This is a genomic window from Amycolatopsis sp. NPDC003731 (assembly GCF_053586895.1).
In genome coordinates this window covers 1-13,938 of sequence record NZ_JBSFNC010000197.1, presented here as the reverse complement: position 1 = coordinate 13,938, position 13,938 = coordinate 1, and the positions used below count along the sequence as shown (strand labels likewise).

18 protein-coding genes are annotated in these 13,938 nt (G+C 71.5%); 12 read left to right on the top strand and 6 right to left on the bottom strand.

What is annotated here, in order from left to right; translation table 11 throughout:
- Window positions 1-181: 181 nt before the first annotated feature.
- Window positions 182-715, top strand: coding sequence for a GNAT family N-acetyltransferase (locus tag ACWDN5_RS42715; protein ID WP_310967351.1), 534 nt, complete (start codon window positions 182-184; stop codon window positions 713-715).
- On the opposite strand, the gene ACWDN5_RS42710 is transcribed toward ACWDN5_RS42715, so the two are convergent.
- Window positions 705-1,172, bottom strand: a complete 468-nt coding sequence (locus ACWDN5_RS42710; protein ID WP_310968464.1) for a nitroreductase family deazaflavin-dependent oxidoreductase — start codon at window positions 1,170-1,172, stop codon at window positions 705-707. The two genes, ACWDN5_RS42715 and ACWDN5_RS42710, sit on opposite strands and share 11 nt — an antisense overlap.
- 41 nt (window positions 1,173-1,213) lie before the next feature.
- Between ACWDN5_RS42710 and ACWDN5_RS42705 the strand changes: the two genes are divergently transcribed.
- From ACWDN5_RS42705 to ACWDN5_RS42680, 6 genes are all read left to right on the top strand, one after another.
- Window positions 1,214-1,843 (top strand): class I SAM-dependent DNA methyltransferase, encoded by a 630-nt coding sequence (locus ACWDN5_RS42705; RefSeq protein WP_449680281.1) that lies wholly within the window; start codon window positions 1,214-1,216, stop codon window positions 1,841-1,843.
- Window positions 1,844-1,938: 95 nt separating this feature from the next.
- Window positions 1,939-3,117: a PucR family transcriptional regulator gene (locus ACWDN5_RS42700; RefSeq protein WP_449680280.1), complete on the top strand. Its 1,179-nt coding sequence runs from the start codon at window positions 1,939-1,941 to the stop codon at window positions 3,115-3,117.
- A 56-nt stretch (window positions 3,118-3,173) separates the two neighbouring features.
- Window positions 3,174-3,653 (top strand): DUF2975 domain-containing protein, encoded by a 480-nt coding sequence (locus ACWDN5_RS42695; RefSeq protein WP_310967347.1) that lies wholly within the window; start codon window positions 3,174-3,176, stop codon window positions 3,651-3,653.
- Window positions 3,653-3,865, top strand: a complete 213-nt coding sequence (locus ACWDN5_RS42690; RefSeq protein WP_310967346.1) for a helix-turn-helix domain-containing protein — start codon at window positions 3,653-3,655, stop codon at window positions 3,863-3,865. The genes ACWDN5_RS42695 and ACWDN5_RS42690 overlap by 1 nt, the downstream gene beginning before the upstream one ends.
- A 129-nt stretch (window positions 3,866-3,994) precedes the next feature.
- Window positions 3,995-4,159 carry a transposase gene (locus ACWDN5_RS42685; protein ID WP_449680279.1) on the top strand — a complete coding sequence of 55 codons (165 nt, stop codon included), beginning with the start codon at window positions 3,995-3,997 and terminating at the stop codon, window positions 4,157-4,159.
- 268 nt (window positions 4,160-4,427) lie between these two features.
- Window positions 4,428-4,718, top strand: coding sequence for a transposase (locus ACWDN5_RS42680; protein WP_396136850.1), 291 nt, complete (start codon window positions 4,428-4,430; stop codon window positions 4,716-4,718).
- 83 nt (window positions 4,719-4,801) lie between these two features.
- Here the strand turns inward: ACWDN5_RS42680 and ACWDN5_RS42675 are convergent, their stop codons facing one another.
- Window positions 4,802-5,278 (bottom strand): MarR family winged helix-turn-helix transcriptional regulator, encoded by a 477-nt coding sequence (locus tag ACWDN5_RS42675; RefSeq protein ID WP_310967344.1) that lies wholly within the window; start codon window positions 5,276-5,278, stop codon window positions 4,802-4,804.
- An 88-nt stretch (window positions 5,279-5,366) separates the two neighbouring features.
- Between ACWDN5_RS42675 and ACWDN5_RS42670 the strand changes: the two genes are divergently transcribed.
- Window positions 5,367-5,774, top strand: a complete 408-nt coding sequence (locus ACWDN5_RS42670; protein WP_310967342.1) for a RidA family protein — start codon at window positions 5,367-5,369, stop codon at window positions 5,772-5,774.
- Window positions 5,775-5,778: 4 nt separating this feature from the next.
- Here ACWDN5_RS42670 and ACWDN5_RS42665 read toward each other — a convergent pair whose 3' ends face one another.
- The gene (locus ACWDN5_RS42665; protein WP_310967340.1) at window positions 5,779-6,276 is read right to left on the bottom strand and encodes a hypothetical protein; all 498 of its coding nucleotides are present in this window, start codon (window positions 6,274-6,276) and stop codon (window positions 5,779-5,781) included.
- Between the two features lie 260 nt (window positions 6,277-6,536).
- Between ACWDN5_RS42665 and ACWDN5_RS42660 the strand changes: the two genes are divergently transcribed.
- Window positions 6,537-7,604 carry a DUF3068 domain-containing protein gene (locus tag ACWDN5_RS42660; RefSeq protein WP_449680278.1) on the top strand — a complete coding sequence of 356 codons (1,068 nt, stop codon included), beginning with the start codon at window positions 6,537-6,539 and terminating at the stop codon, window positions 7,602-7,604.
- A 1-nt stretch (window position 7,605) separates the two neighbouring features.
- Here the strand turns inward: ACWDN5_RS42660 and ACWDN5_RS42655 are convergent, their stop codons facing one another.
- Window positions 7,606-8,301, bottom strand: a complete 696-nt coding sequence (locus ACWDN5_RS42655) for a class I SAM-dependent methyltransferase (RefSeq protein WP_449680277.1) — start codon at window positions 8,299-8,301, stop codon at window positions 7,606-7,608.
- 161 nt (window positions 8,302-8,462) lie between these two features.
- On the opposite strand from ACWDN5_RS42655, the gene ACWDN5_RS42650 reads away from it, so the two are divergent.
- Both ACWDN5_RS42650 and ACWDN5_RS42645 read left to right on the top strand, forming a co-directional pair.
- Window positions 8,463-9,695, top strand: a complete 1,233-nt coding sequence (locus tag ACWDN5_RS42650) for a glycosyltransferase family 4 protein (protein ID WP_449680282.1) — start codon at window positions 8,463-8,465, stop codon at window positions 9,693-9,695.
- 384 nt (window positions 9,696-10,079) lie between these two features.
- The gene (locus ACWDN5_RS42645; protein WP_449680276.1) at window positions 10,080-10,607 is read left to right on the top strand and encodes a hypothetical protein; all 528 of its coding nucleotides are present in this window, start codon (window positions 10,080-10,082) and stop codon (window positions 10,605-10,607) included.
- Here the strand turns inward: ACWDN5_RS42645 and ACWDN5_RS42640 are convergent.
- Together ACWDN5_RS42640 and ACWDN5_RS42635 are read right to left on the bottom strand one after the other, a co-directional pair.
- Window positions 10,592-10,774, bottom strand: coding sequence for a hypothetical protein (locus ACWDN5_RS42640; protein WP_310967336.1), 183 nt, complete (start codon window positions 10,772-10,774; stop codon window positions 10,592-10,594). The two genes, ACWDN5_RS42645 and ACWDN5_RS42640, sit on opposite strands and share 16 nt — an antisense overlap.
- A gap of 3 nt (window positions 10,775-10,777) precedes the next feature.
- Window positions 10,778-12,460 (bottom strand): hypothetical protein, encoded by a 1,683-nt coding sequence (locus ACWDN5_RS42635; protein ID WP_449680275.1) that lies wholly within the window; start codon window positions 12,458-12,460, stop codon window positions 10,778-10,780.
- A 70-nt stretch (window positions 12,461-12,530) separates the two neighbouring features.
- Here ACWDN5_RS42635 and ACWDN5_RS42630 point away from each other — a divergent pair, with 70 nt between their 5' ends.
- Window positions 12,531-13,733 (top strand): polysaccharide biosynthesis protein, encoded by a 1,203-nt coding sequence (locus ACWDN5_RS42630; protein ID WP_310967333.1) that lies wholly within the window; start codon window positions 12,531-12,533, stop codon window positions 13,731-13,733.
- Window positions 13,734-13,938: the final 205 nt, after the last annotated feature.

Below are 13,938 nucleotides of genomic sequence, written 5' to 3'. Positions count from 1 at the left end.
GAGCCCGGCCGAGTCGTGGGCCGCGCGGGCCGTCATCAGCGCCACCGGGACCTGGGACCGGCCCTTCTGGCCGCGCTATCCCGGCATTCGAGACGCCGGAGGTCCCGAATGAGTCATTCGCGACACCACCGGCGGCGCTGCGACGGGAACAATCGGCGACCTCCCGGCGTAACGTCCTGGTATGGAGACCCCGTTGAGCACCGACCGGCTCGTGATCCGGGACTGGACGCCTGCCGACGCCGAAGCCGCGTTCGCCATCTACGGCGCGGAAGACGTCACGCACTGGCTGACCCCGGCCATGGACCGCGTCGGCGACATCGGTGCGATGCGCGCGGTGCTGCACGCCTGGCAGGAAGCGCAGCCGAACCTGCCGCCACCGCGGGGGCGGTGGGCCATCGAGCGCAAAGAGGACGGTGCGGTGATCGGCGGCCTCGGCATCCGGCTGCTGCCGCCCTTCGAAGAGGACCTCGAGCTGAGCTGGCAGCTGACGCCCGGCGTGTGGGGCAAGGGTTACGCGTCCGAGGCGGCGACCGCCCTCATCGAATGGGCCTTCACGCAGGACACCGAGGAACTGTTCGCCGTCGCGCGGCCGAACAACACGCGGGCGATCGCCGTCGCCAAGCGGCTCGGCATGAACTGGGTCGGCGAGACCGACAAGTACTACAACCTGCGGCTGCAGGTGTACCGGATCCGGCACACCGACCTCATCGGCTGACCGGCTCCAGCAGGAAGACGCGAATGTCCCGGTGCGCGGCCCGCGTGGCGTACCGGTCGTACGCGGGCCAGTACGCCGCCACCGCGTCCCACATCTCCTGACGCTCGTCCCCGGTCAGGAGCCGCCCGCTGACGTCGATCGTGCGCCCGTTCAGCGCGACCGTCGCCGCCGGGTTTGCCAGGAGGTTCGCCGACCACGCCGGGTGCGCCTCGCCGCCCCAGTTCGAGCCGATGACGACGTACCCCGTCTCCCGCGCGACGTACAGCAGCGGCACCTGACGGGGTTCGCCGCTGCGGCGACCGATCGTCGTGAGCAGCAGCGTCCGGAGCCCGACCGCCGCGCCGACGCCGACCCGGCCGCCGCTGATCCGCAGCAGCACCCGGTCGGCCGGCACGAGCGCCCGCCCGAGCACCGCGAACGCCCTGCTCTTGCCGAACCCGGCGAAGACACCCCGCAAACCAGCCACGGCGCGATCCTAGGTCTGGCAGAGTCCCGGGCATGACGCGCCCCGAAACCGCCGCCGAAGTCTTCGACGCGCTCGGCACCGACTACGAGCACGCCTTCCGCACCGCGACCGGGCACCGCGCCGCCCTCACCGACCTGCTCGACGCCTTGCCGCCAGAAGCGGAGGTGCTCGACCTCGGTTCCGGCACCGGACGCCCCACCGCCGAATCCCTGGTCGCCGGCGGCCACGACGTCACCGGCTACGACGTCGCCCCGAAGATGGTCGAGATCGCGCGCAGCCAGGTGCCCGCCGCCCGGTTCGAGCTCGGTGACATGCGCGAACTGTCCTTCGAGGACGCCACCTGGGACGCGATCACCGCCTTCTTCTCGATGCTCCAGCTCCCCCGGGCCGAGCAGGAGACCATGTTCGGCCGGCTGGCGGCCTGGCTGAAGCCCGGTGGCCTGCTCGTCTTCGCCACCGTGCCGGCCGACGTCGACGGCGTCGACATCGTCTTCATGGGGCACCCGGTCCGGGCGTACAGTTTCGCCGTCGACCCGCTGAAGGAGCGGCTGCAGGCCGCGGGCCTCGAAATCGTCCGCGCGGACGAGGCCGAGTTCGTGCCCGACCACCCCGGCGCGGGCCCGGAGCCGCACGTCTACCTGACCGCGCGCAAACCGGCCTGAGCCGTCAAGAGCTCACGACGTCGATCACCCGGTGGACATGAATTTTGCTCAAGTTCGTGCGTGTCCCGGGCGGCGGACCCGAGCTAAAGTGAGGAATGGGCATCGAAGCTCCGGCCAGGCCGGTCTCTCGCGAACACCGCGAACTGGTCCGCGAGATGCTGACCCGGCTGCCGGAGTTCGCCGACCGCCTCGCCCGGCTGCTCAGTGAGCAGGACGAGTTCTACCGGCAGGTGGCCGACGCCGCCCCGGACGAGCTGCGGCAGGTCTGCGAGGCCAACCTCGAACGCGCGCTGACGGCGCTGGCCGAAGGCCGCGGCCTCTCCCTCGACGCCGCCCGCAAGACCGGCCTCGCCCAGGCGCGCCAGGGCATCCCGCTGCCCGCCGTGCTGCGCGCGTTCCGGATCGGCGGCACCTTCGTCTACGAAGGATTGCTCGAGCTCGCGGGCCCGGAGTTCCTCAACCCGGCCCGGACGATCGAGATCAACTCCTACGTCTGGAAGGCGATCGACTACTACTCGGAAGCGCTGACCACCGCCTACGAGGAGGTCGCGGCCGAGCCGTCGCACGCCAACGCGCGGCTGCTGGACGACCTGCTGCGCGGCCGGCTCGCCGGTCAGGCCGAGATGGAGGCCGCAGCCCGCGAGCTCGGCCTGCCGACCGCGGGCATGTTCGTCGCCGTGGTCACCGAACGCGTCGAGCCGGACGAGCACGACTCCGTCGAGGCGCTGCTGCGGGCGCGGCGCTGGCGGTCGGCGTGGCGGCCCGGCGGCGAGGCGGGTCTGGTCGCGATCGATCGGATCGAGGACGTCCGGCGGCTGCGCGACGTGCTGGGTTCGCTGCCGGTCGCGGCCGGGATGAGCAGGCCGTTCACCGGCTTCCCCGACGTCCCGGACGCCCTGCACCGGGCCCGGATCGCCCGCCGCTCGCTGCCGGCGGCGACCGCGGGTGTGGTGGTGTTCGGCGATTCGCCGGTGACGACGCTGGTCGCGGCCGCGCCGGGGATGGCCCGCGAAGTCGTCCGCTCGGCACTGGCCGGCGTGCTCGCCCTGCCGGGCGCGGAGCGCAAGGTCCTGCTCGACACGCTGCTGGCCTGGTTCGCCGGCCACGGCTCGGCGAAGGACGCCGCGGACCGGCTGTTCGTGCACCCGAACACGGTCCGCTACCGCCTGCGCCGCGTGCAGGAGCTGACCAAGCGCGACCTCACCGACCCGGTCGACGTCGGCGAGCTGTACGTCGCACTCGAGTCGGTCCGCCTGGATCCCGAGCCGGAATGATCGCTTTTCGATCACTACCGATTGACTTTCGATAGGAACCCGGCGATAGTCGGCGCATGGTTACCGAGAAGTGGGCTGTCGCCGCGCTCAGAGTGTTCCTCGTGGTGCTGTTCGGCGTCCTCGTCGTGTTCCAGACGTTGTCGCTGCCGGGCGGGATCGCCTACCACGCGCAGCAGAACCCGCACGACGCGCCGCTGCGCTGGCCGTTGACCGCCATCGCGGTCTTCCTGGTGCTGTGCGTCCAGGTGGTGGTCGTCGCGACGTGGAAGCTGCTGACCCTGGTCAAGAAGGACCGGATCTTCACCACGGCGTCACTGAAGTGGGTGGACGCGATCGTGTGGTCCGTGGCCGCGGCGTGGCTGGTGTTCGTCGGCATGCTGCTCTTCGTCGGCTTCAACGCGGACGACCCGGGGATGCCGATGCTGCTGTTCCTGGTGACCGTGGCGATCACGGTGATCGGGCTGCTGATGGTGGTCATGCGCGCCCTGCTGCGCCAGGCGACCACGCTCCGGTCCGACCTGGAAGCGGTCATCTGATGCCGATCGTCGTGCGCATCGACGTCGAACTGGCCAAGCGGAAGATGAGCGTCGGGGAGTTCGCCGAGAAGGTCGGCCTCACGCCGGCCAACATCGCGGTGCTGAAGAACGGCCGCGCGAAAGCGGTCCGCTTCAGCACGCTGGAAGCGATGTGCCGGGTGCTCGGCTGCCAGCCGGGCGACCTGCTGGAGTGGGTCGAAGAAGACCTTTAGGGCCTGTATCGAAGTCGTCTCGAGCAAGTGGAGCTGAGTCGGCGCTGTTGGGCGTGTCGGTAGCCGACATGGGTGAGGTCTCCGGTAGGTGGTTCGTCGACCAAGAAGAACCTGAATACCGGAGACCTCGTGGACACCCTGGCGGCGGCGGGGCGGTTTGACCTGACCGACGACCAGTGGGCAGCGCTGGAGCCGTTGCTGCCGGTGTCGTCACGGCCCGGTCGGCCGTCGTTGTGGAGCAGACGGCAGCTGTTTGACGGAATCCGGTGGCGGGTGCGCACCGGTGCGCCGTGACGGGACATGCCCGCAGGGTATGGATCCTGGGCCGCGGCTTATCGGCTGTTCCGGCGCTGGCAACGTGCCGGTGTCTAGCAGGCGATTCCGACCGCGTTGCAAGCCGCGGCAGAGGCGGTCGGGCGAATCCGTGGGACGTGAGCGCGGATTCCACGATCGCGCGGGCGCATCAGCATGCGGCGGGCGCGCGGAAAAGGGGCATCTGCAAGCCGAGCCGCCCGGAGGGACCACTCCGGGCGTCGGCCGGCCGCGGGCGCGTCCTGATCGGGTGTCGGCGGACAAGGCCTACACCTCGAAGGCCAATCGAGCTCACCTGCGCGGTCGTGGGATCAAGGCGACCATCCCGAGCAAGGCTGATCAGGACGCGCCCCGCAAGGCCAAGAGGTCGAGGGGTGGCCGGCCACCGGCCTTCGATCCCGAGATCTACAAGCAGCGTCACGCCGTGGAATGTGGCATCAACAGGCTCAAACGCCACCGTGGGGTAGCCACTCGCTATGACAAGCTCGCCGTCCGCTACGAAACCACCGTTCACATCGCGGCCATCAACGAATGGCTCTGACCCACTTCGATACAGGCCCTAGCCGGGGTGTCCGGGGACAGGCCGCCGCGGATCACCGCAACCTCGAGCAACGTCCCTGAACATCACGCCTGGCCCAGATCGGCGGGCCGGACGCGCAGCTTGGCGGCGATCCGGGCGAGCGCCTGCTGGTCGGCCGCGGTGAGGGGGTCGAGGACGTCCAGGACGCTGCGCACGTGCGTCGGCGCGGCGGCCTCGACCACCTCGAACCCGGCGTCGGTGAGGGCGACCAGGGTGTACCGGCCGTCGCCGGGATCGGGCGAGCGCTCGACCCAGCCGCGCTGCTCGAACCGCTTGACCACATTGGACAACCGGGACAGGGAACCGTTGGCCAGGTAGGCGAGTTCACTCATCCGAAGGCGGCGCTCCGGCGCCTCCGAGATGTGGCTGAGGGTGAGGTACTCGAAGAGCGTCAGGCCGGCTTCGTGCTGCAGCGGCGCTTCGAGGCGGCCCGGGAGCAGCAGGATGAGCGAAACCAGCCCGGTCCAGGCTTCCTTTTCGGCCGGGCTGAGCCAGCGCGTGCCTCCGTGATCCGTGCCCATGGGTGGCACCCTAACCGCCGCAGGATGACTTCACGCTTGAAGTTGTGCTAGCTTGACTTCAAGCGTGAAGTCAATCGGAGGAGACACCGTGTTTTTCGTGACCCCGGGCTACGGCCCGCGCCACCTGGCCGCCCTGCACTACAGCCAGGCGGTCCGCATCGGCAACCGCGTCGAGATCTCGGGCCAGGGCGGCTGGGACGACGACACGGTGTTCCCGGCGGACCTCGAGGAGGAGATCGTCCGGGCGTTCGACAACGTGGAGCGCACCCTGGCCACGGCGGGCGCCACCTGGGCGGACGTCGTCTCGGTGGATTCGTTCCACCTCCCCACGGCGGACGACACCATCGGCGACGACCACACGCGGGTGATGGTGGAGCAGTTCCGCAAGCGCATGGGCGATCGCGCCCCGATCTGGACCCAGCTCGGCGTGGCGGCACTCGGCGCGCCGGGCATGAGGGTCGAGATCCGGGCGACGGCGATCCTCGGCGAGGACTGACCGGCTAAGCCGCGTCGGCTTCGACCAAGCGGGCCAACTCCAGCAACGCCCCCTCGAAACCCGGGCCCGCCGTCAGGGCCACCTTCAGCGGGCCGCCCCGCCGGTCGCGCCCGACCGGGAGCGTCACCGCCGGCTCCGTCCACTGGGGACGGTCCACTCCGGCCGAGACCACCACGTCCGGGCGGGCCGGACGCGACCGCCGCCCGCCCGCGTCGAGGTCCAGCACCACGTTGCCGTGCAACGAAAGCAGGGCCGCGACGTCCGCCACCGCGTCCCTCAGCTCCCGGTCGGCGATCGAGTCCGAATGCGCTCCGATCGCCGGCCGGGCCGCGGCGGTGCCGCGGTCCAGCCGGGGGACGATCGCCGCGAGGTCGCCCGAGGCGCACGTCAGCACCCGGATTCCGGGCACTCCCGCCAGCGGGTCGGTGAGGGTGATTCCCGCGCTCGCGGCCGCCGCCACGATCCGGGCCCGCCAGCGCGCGGTCGCCGCGATGGCGACCATCGAGGGGTCCTGGGGCAAAAGGGATTTTCTCCTTCTCGGTCCGGCGCGGCGGCTGGGGATCGTCCGATGGTGCGGCCGGGCCCGTTGTGCCCGGGAACAAACATGTTTGGTCGCTTGGTCCGAACGGCCGTGCGCATGCGACCTTCCGGTCGCACCGGACGTCTGTGACCGCCGGTCACACTTTGACGCGCGACGTGGCGCGGGCCACTATCCGTGCACCTGATTACCGCCGGGTAATTTGTGTCCACCCAGGAGGACCGTTGCGACGAGCTGTGGGCCTGATCTTGCTGGCGCTGGGGGTCTTCGCGGTCGCCGGGGCGGTGCTGTTGCCGACCTACGTCTACCCGAAGCTCGCCAAGGTGCCGCTCGACCAGGATTCGACGTCGGTGCTGGAAGGCACCGCGAGCAAGGTCCTCGCCGTGACCGACAAGGGCACCGGCCCGGTCACCGAGATCCGGGAAAACGCGAAGCTGACCGCCACCGCCCGCGTCCAGGCGAACTTCGCCCGGCCGGAGATGCACACCGACACCGACTACGCGGTCTGGCTGCTCGCGGTGCAGGTCAAGGACGACGCGGACGGCACCGTGATCACCGCGAGCAAGCGCCAGGTCTGCTTCGACCGGCGCACCGCCGAGGGCTACGACCCGCGCGGCGCGGCCGACCCGAGCTGCACCAAGGAAAGCAGCTACGTCACCGAGCTCAAGGACAAGGCCGACAAGGACGGCCAGAAGCCGCCCGAGCAGAACATCTACAAGGCCCAGCCCGGCCTGAACTTCAAGTTCCCCTTCGGCACCGAGCAGAAGGACTACCCGGTCTACGACGACAACACGGGCAAGGCCGTCACCGCCCGGTTCACCGGCGTCGAGGAGGTGAACGGGATCGAGACCTACAAGTTCGTGCAGGACATCCCGGACACCAAGCTCGAGACGAAGTCGGTGCCCGGCTCGCTCGTCGGGGCCACCGAGTCGAGCGTCGACGCGGACCTGTACTACCGCGGCGTCAACACGATGTGGGTGGAACCGGTCACCGGCGTCGAGGTGAAGCAGCAGCAACAGCAGCACCAGGAACTGCGCCGCGCCACCGGCGGCACGCCGACCGTCGTGTTCGACGGGACGCTCGCCTACAACGGCAAGACGATCGCGCAGATGGTCGACCAGATCGACGCGAACAAGGGCAAGCTGGAGTTCCTGTCGAGCACCGGCCCGCTCTGGCTCGGCATCGGCGGCGGGGTGCTGATCCTCGTCGCGGTCTACCTGCTGGTCCGCCGCCGCCCGGCCTCGCCGCCGGCGCCGAGGCAGCGGCGCCAGGCGGTTTACGCCCGCACCTGAATCAGCGCTTCCGCAGCACCAGGACCAGGTTCCAGGACGCGATTTCCCGGAGGCCGGGAATCCGCACGATCCACATCGCCCAGCCCGGGTGGTACCGCGGATACCCGGCCACCAGATCGGCGAGCGGCGTCGCCTTCGCCCAGCGGAGCGCGGCGCCGACCGAAACCGGGAAGAGGCTTTCACCGAATTTGTTCTTCGGCTGCTTCCCGAGTTTGCGGGCATAGCGCTGCCGGGCGTAATAACCGCCGAGGAAATGCCACGGAGCTGTCTCGTGACCGCCCCACGGTGAATACCACGGCGTGAACGACGCGAAGACCGTGCCGCCGGGCTTGGTCACCCGGCACATCTCGTCGAGCATGACCCACGGCTCGGAGACGTGCTCCAGCACGTTCGACGAGTAGCAGATGTCCACGGATCCGCTGCGCACCGGCAGTTCCGTGCCGCTGGCGCGGATCATGTTCTCCCCCGGCTCGCCGCGGGCGGACAGCTCGCCGACGTCCGGGTCGAGGCCCAGGTAGACCGCGCCGGCCGCGCGGAAGGCGTCCGAGAAATACCCCGGCCCGCCGCCGACGTCGAGGACCGTGCGCCCCGGCAGCGGAGCGTGCGAGGCCAATTGCCGGACGGAGTCGGCGGCGAGCGCGGAATAGAAGCCGTCCGGGTCGGTCTGCTCGGTGAGGAATGTCCGGAACAGGGTCACGGACCGGCGGAGCGTGGCGCGATGCGGCTGCGCAGTCGCGACGAGAACCGGATTACCCACCATTGAACCGTCGCTTTCCGGAATACGTTCATCTAGAGTGTACGCACCAGTAACCTAGCACCGTCGCTACAGTTTGGAAAAACCCGATGCAACGTCCTCGTGTGCTCCTCCTCAACTGGCGCGACACCGGCCACCCCGAGGGCGGCGGCTCGGAGCGGTACGTCGAGCGGATGGCCGAAGGCCTGGCCAGAGCGGGGTACCGGGTCGAGATCCAGTGCGCCGCCTACCCGGGAGCGACCGCGGGCGAGTGGCGTGACGGCGTCCGCTACCGGCGGCGGGGCAACAAGTTCGGCGTCTACCTGCACGCCCTGCGCGCGATCCGCCACGCCCGCGCCGACCTCGTGGTGGACGTGCAGAACGGGATGCCGTTCTTCGCCCGGCTGGTCGCCGGCTGCCCGGTGCTGGTGCTGGTCCACCACGTCCACAAGGAACAGTGGATCAGCGCGCTCGGCGAGACCCTGGGCCGGGTCGGCTGGTGGATCGAGTCGCGGCTGGCGCCGTGGCTGTTCCGCAAGTGCTCCTACGTCACGGTTTCCGAGGTCACCAAGGCGGAACTGGCCGAGCTGGGCGTCGGCCGCGAGCGCGTCACGGTGGTCCCCAACGGCCTCGACGCACCCCCGCCCTGCGCGTCCGGACGGGACCGTGAACCGACCCTGGTCGCGGTGAGCAGGCTGGTGCCGCACAAGCGGATCGAGCACGCCATCGACGTCGTCGCGCGGCTCGCGCGGCGCTGGCCGGCGCTGCGGCTGGAGGTCGTCGGGCAGGGGCCGTGGGACGAGGTCCTGCGCGACCACGCGGCTTCGCGCGGGGTCGCCGACCGGGTCGTCCTGCACGGCTGGGTCGACGAGCAGGCCAAGCACGAGATCCTCGCGCGCTCGTGGCTGCACCTGTGCCCGTCGGTCAAGGAGGGCTGGGGCATCGTCATCATGGAGGCCGCGGCGCACGGCGTCCCCTCGGTCGCCTACCGCGCCGCCGGCGGCGTCACCGAGTCCATCGTGGACGGCCGGACCGGCCTGCTGGCCGACGACTTCGACGACTTCACCGCGCAGGTCGACGCTCTGCTCGCCGACGGTCTCCGCCGTGCGGAGATGGGCCTGGCGGGCGCCGAGCGGGCCGGGAAGTACAGCTGGGACGCCAGTGTCGGCCAGTTCGAGTCACTGGTGCGGAGCGTCTCCGGGCAGCCGGTCCCCCGGCCCCGGACCCTGGTCCCGCACCGCGTCCCGGAACTCGCCGAGGAGCCGGGCGGCCGCGGCCGCGTCGAAGTCCTTGCGGCGGGCCCGCACGGTGACCGTGGTCCGGCCGCCGGTGGTCGCCGCGCCGAACGCCACGCCTGACCGGCCGCTCGCCGCCGGGTAGAACGCCAGCGTCCGCACGGTGTCCCCGGTGGACACCACGCCGAGGTTCGACACCAGGAACGTCGACCCGAGCCGGCCGGCCAGCAACCGCGTGCCCAGCCGGGCCAGCCGGCTGCTGCGGGCCGGGAAGTCCGGCTCCGGCGGCTGAGCCCGCAGGACCGCGGCGACGTCCGCGCCGCGCGCCAGCCGCAGCCGGAAGAACGCGCTGTCGTGCACCGGTTCCGGCGCCGCACCGGACCTCCGTGACGCGCCCAGCGCCGCCACGACCCGGGCCGTGCGGGCCCCGTGCGCGCGGTTCCAGCGTTCGGTGGCGCGGGCGGCGGCCGCGACGAACCCCGCGGCCCCCAACCGCAGGCGTGGCTCGTGGCAGGCCACGAAGACGTCTCCCACGCCCTCGCTCCCTCGGTCGGGCGTGATCCGGCCTGGGGGCGCGAAAAGCGCCTCAGCGAGCCGCTGGAGGGCCGAAAGGGCAAAGGGTTTGCCGCCCGTCCGTTCACCGATCCCGCGTGCCCCCGAGGAAACCGGGACGTCGAGGAGGATGCCGAGCAGCGACAGCAGGCCGAGGCCGTCCAGAGCGCCGTGGTGCGCGGCGATGAGGAGCGTCCGCTCGCCGACGGCGACACGCACCAGCGGCGCGTCCCGTTCGTAGGGCGCCGAAGCGAAGCGATCCCGGACTTCCGCCAGGTCGCCGATCCGCTCGATCCCGGGCAGCACACCGAGGTGCGGGTACTGCTGGATCGCGGCCGCCAGCCGGGCCCGGAGCTTCTCCGGTTCCGGTGCGGCCGCGCCGAGTTCCGCTTCGAGGAGGATGCTCCAGGAAACGGTGGGGTCGCCGTAGAGCCCGACGACGCGGTGGGCGTGGTCGGAGGCGAGCGTCAGTGGTCCCCGTAGAGCTTGAGCGGGTGGTCGGCCGGGTTGTACTTCACCTGCGCGTTGAGCTTCTCCTGCACCGGAGCGGCGGTGTCCGGGTTGGCCGAGGTGATGAGGGCGAAGCCCCCCGCTGTCGCCGCTCCGCCGCCGATGATGACGGCGACGATCGCGCCGATGACCGTGCCCACGTGTCACTCCTTCCGCGGCGGGAGAATCCTGCCGCGGCCCAATGTACGCATCGGTAACATGCGGCACAACACTGCGACGCACAGCAACGCGAGCGCTACTCCGTTCGCCAGCAAGGCGGGCGCCCACGAGATCGCTTTCACGGCGGGCTCACCCGGGGTCCGGTACAGCGTCAGCCACTCACCCGACCACACCGGCGTCGCGCCGGCGAGCAACCGCGGGTCGACGTAGCCGGGTGTCCCGTGTTCGACGAGGACCCAGCCGATGCCGGCGTCGGTGAGCTCGCGCGCGGACGTCGCCGCGTTGACGTCCCCGATCCGCGGGTCCTCACCGGCGATCCGCTCGGCGCCGACCAGCAGGGTGTCGTCCATCAGCACCGGTTTCGGCAGCACGCGCGGCGCCGGGTCGAGCTGGGTGCGGTCGTCGTTCCAGGCGAACCCGCGGAACGCCGAGAGCGGCAGCACGAGCACGTCGCCGGGCCGGTCACCGAGCTTTTCGGACACTTCCTGCCAGTCGGCCGGGTACTGCGCGGTGGCCAGCCGTCCCAAACCTCCCCATGCTAGGTCCGGCATGGTCAGCAGCGGGAAGACGACCGCCGCCGTCACCAAGCCGACGCGTCCCCGCGCGGTGTTCAGCTTCGCCGCGGCGGCTTCGACGGCCAACGCGAAGCCCAGGGCGAGCGGCAAGGCCCACCAGGCCACCCATTTCTGGGCGTCCCGCAGCAGTCCGGCCCCGGGCAGGTACCGCGTCGCGGCGGTGAGCAGCGTGTCGCCGCCCGGCAACGTCGCCAGCGAAGCCAGGAGGACGCCGAGGACGCCGAGAGCCGTCAGGGAGCGGACCGGGGCCTTCCCCCAGCGGCGCGCGAGTGGCCACAGTCCGGCGACCGCCACCGCGACGACGATGAGCGTCAGCACGGGAACCAGCGGCACGGACCGGCTTTCCGGGACCGTCTGGGCGTTCCAGATGCCGCCGAGGCCCAGCACGCTCAGCAGGGCGGGGCCCCAGCTTTCGGCGCGGGCGCTGAACGCCGACACGCCGGCCGGGTCGGAGAACGTGCCCCCGGCGTTGCGGAACGTCGGGACCAGCCAGGGCAGGTTGAGCGCGATGGCGAGCGGAACCGTCTGCCACAGCCGGCGCGATCCGGCGGCGACGACCATGACGGCCGCCGCGAGGACCCCGCCGGGCGGGGTCAGCACGGCCGGGGCGCCGGCGATCACCAGCCGCGGCAGGCCACCGGGTTCGTGGGCGCGCACGGCGAGTCCGGCGCCGACGAGCCACGGCAGGGCCGCGTAGGTCAGGAGCAGCGGCCAGTGCCCGATGAACAGCCGCTCGGCGACGTACGGCGTCCAGGCGTAGGCCGTCGCCGCGACGAGCCGGGTGCCCGGGTGTTCGGTGGGGACGAGCCGTCCCGCGCCGAGGGCGGCGAAGAAGATGGCCAGGAGCAGCACGAGCTTCTGGACGATGTCGCCGGGCAGCACGGTGGTGGCGAGCGCGACAGCGGCGTCGGCGGGGACCGACCGCGGCAGCGTGCTGCCGACCCCGAAGGCGTCCGGCACGAAGTACTGCCGGGGCGCGAACACCATGTCGTAGCTCAGGACGAACCCGCGGCCGAGCAGGGGCCCGCAGACGGCGAACGCCAGCGCGGCCGCCAGCACGGGAAGGGCCAGCCGCCTGCCCGGTGCGTCCACGGCCCTTCCTTTCCGTTGCGTGCGCGGTTATGGTCCCTGGTCATTACCCACCGGTAACGGGAGCCCGCCGTTGAGCGTAGACACCGAAGTCCCGGCCCGGACGGGCAACCGGGTCGCGGCGATCCTCGTCTCGCTCGCGCTCGCGGGCAACAACGCGGCCAGTTACGTGCTGAGCCTGGCGGCCGCGCGGATCCTCGCGCCCGGCGCGTTCGGGGAGCTGAGCTCGCTGCTGGCAGTGCTGGTGATCGGCGTCGTGCCGGCGATGGGCCTGCAGACGGTGGTGGCGCTGCGGGTGGCCCGCTCGCCGTCGCTGTCCCAGGGGTCACTGTTCGCGCTCGGCCTCGTGACGAGCGCGATCGTCGCGACGACGGCGTTGATGCTGAGCCCGTTGCTGGTGCTGTTGCTGCACCTGGGTTCGCTGGCCCCGGCGCTGCTGGTGACGGCGGCGCTCGGGCCGTTGACGCTGCTGGGCGTGTTCCACGGGCTCCTCCAGGGCAGCCACCGGTTCGCCGTGCTGTCCGGCCTGATCGCGCTGGAGGGCGCCGGCAAGGTCGGCGGATCGCTGGTGGGGCTGGTGCTCTCGGGGTCCCCGACGGGGGCGCTGGCCGGCGCGGCGGCGGGTTCGCTCGCGGTGGTGGTGGCGGGCTGGCAGCTCTGCGGCCGCCCGCGGCCCCGCTGGGCCGACCGCCACGGCGGCGAGGTGCTGCACACGGCGCAGGCGATGCTGGCGCTGGTGCTGCTGGTCAACCTGGACCTGGTCCTGGCGCGCCACACGCTTCCGGCGGGCGAGGCGGGCGAGTACGCGCTGGGGGCGATCGTCACGAAGATCGCGTACTGGCTGCCGCAGGCGGTCGGGGTGCTGGTGCTGCCGCGGTTCGCGGTGTCCGACCGGCGTCGGCGGGTGCTGCCGGTGGCGCTGCTGGTGTGCGGCGGCCTGGACGCCTTGGTGCTGCTGGTGTCGCTGGTGCTGGGCCCCTCGCTCCTGGCGGTGATCGGCGGCGCGCGGTACGCGGGCAGCACGATGCCGGTGTGGCCGTTCGCCCTGGCGGGTTCGATGCTGGCGCTGGTCCAGATCCTGCTGTACGCACGGCTGGCCGACCGCGACCGCCGCGTGACGGTCCTGATGTGGTCGGCAGTCGGCGTGGAGGCGTTGCTGATCACGACGTGGCTGCACGGATCACCCACCCAGGTGGTCACCGCGGCGGCGTGCACGGCCGGCGCGTTGGCCGCGGCCGGCGCGTTCCTCGAGTTCCGGCCCCGCAAACCGGCCTGAGCAGCCCCCGTTTTCCACGCTACCGCCAGGCACCGACAGTTTCCGGCGCGCTATCGCGTACCCAGCCGGACGACACGCGTACTCAGCCGGACGACACGCGTACCTGAACGGACGACACGCGTACCCAGCCGGACCACTCGCGTGTCGTCCACCCAGGTACGCGTGGCCAGTGAGCGCGAGCAGCCCTGTCACCCCGAAGTTGACC

Bases quoted from the DNA above. Each gene is read 5' to 3' on its own strand.
- ACWDN5_RS42715 (WP_310967351.1), top strand. From the start codon at position 182: ATGGAGACCCCGTTGAGCACCGACCGGCTCGTGATCCGGGACTGGACG.
- ACWDN5_RS42705 (WP_449680281.1), top strand. From the start codon at position 1,214: ATGACGCGCCCCGAAACCGCCGCCGAAGTCTTCGACGCGCTCGGCACC.
- ACWDN5_RS42700 (WP_449680280.1), top strand. From the start codon at position 1,939: ATGGGCATCGAAGCTCCGGCCAGGCCGGTCTCTCGCGAACACCGCGAA.
- ACWDN5_RS42695 (WP_310967347.1), top strand. From the start codon at position 3,174: ATGGTTACCGAGAAGTGGGCTGTCGCCGCGCTCAGAGTGTTCCTCGTG.
- ACWDN5_RS42690 (WP_310967346.1), top strand. From the start codon at position 3,653: ATGCCGATCGTCGTGCGCATCGACGTCGAACTGGCCAAGCGGAAGATG.
- ACWDN5_RS42675 (WP_310967344.1), bottom strand. From the start codon at position 5,278: ATGGGCACGGATCACGGAGGCACGCGCTGGCTCAGCCCGGCCGAAAAG.
- ACWDN5_RS42665 (WP_310967340.1), bottom strand. From the start codon at position 6,276: ATGGTCGCCATCGCGGCGACCGCGCGCTGGCGGGCCCGGATCGTGGCG.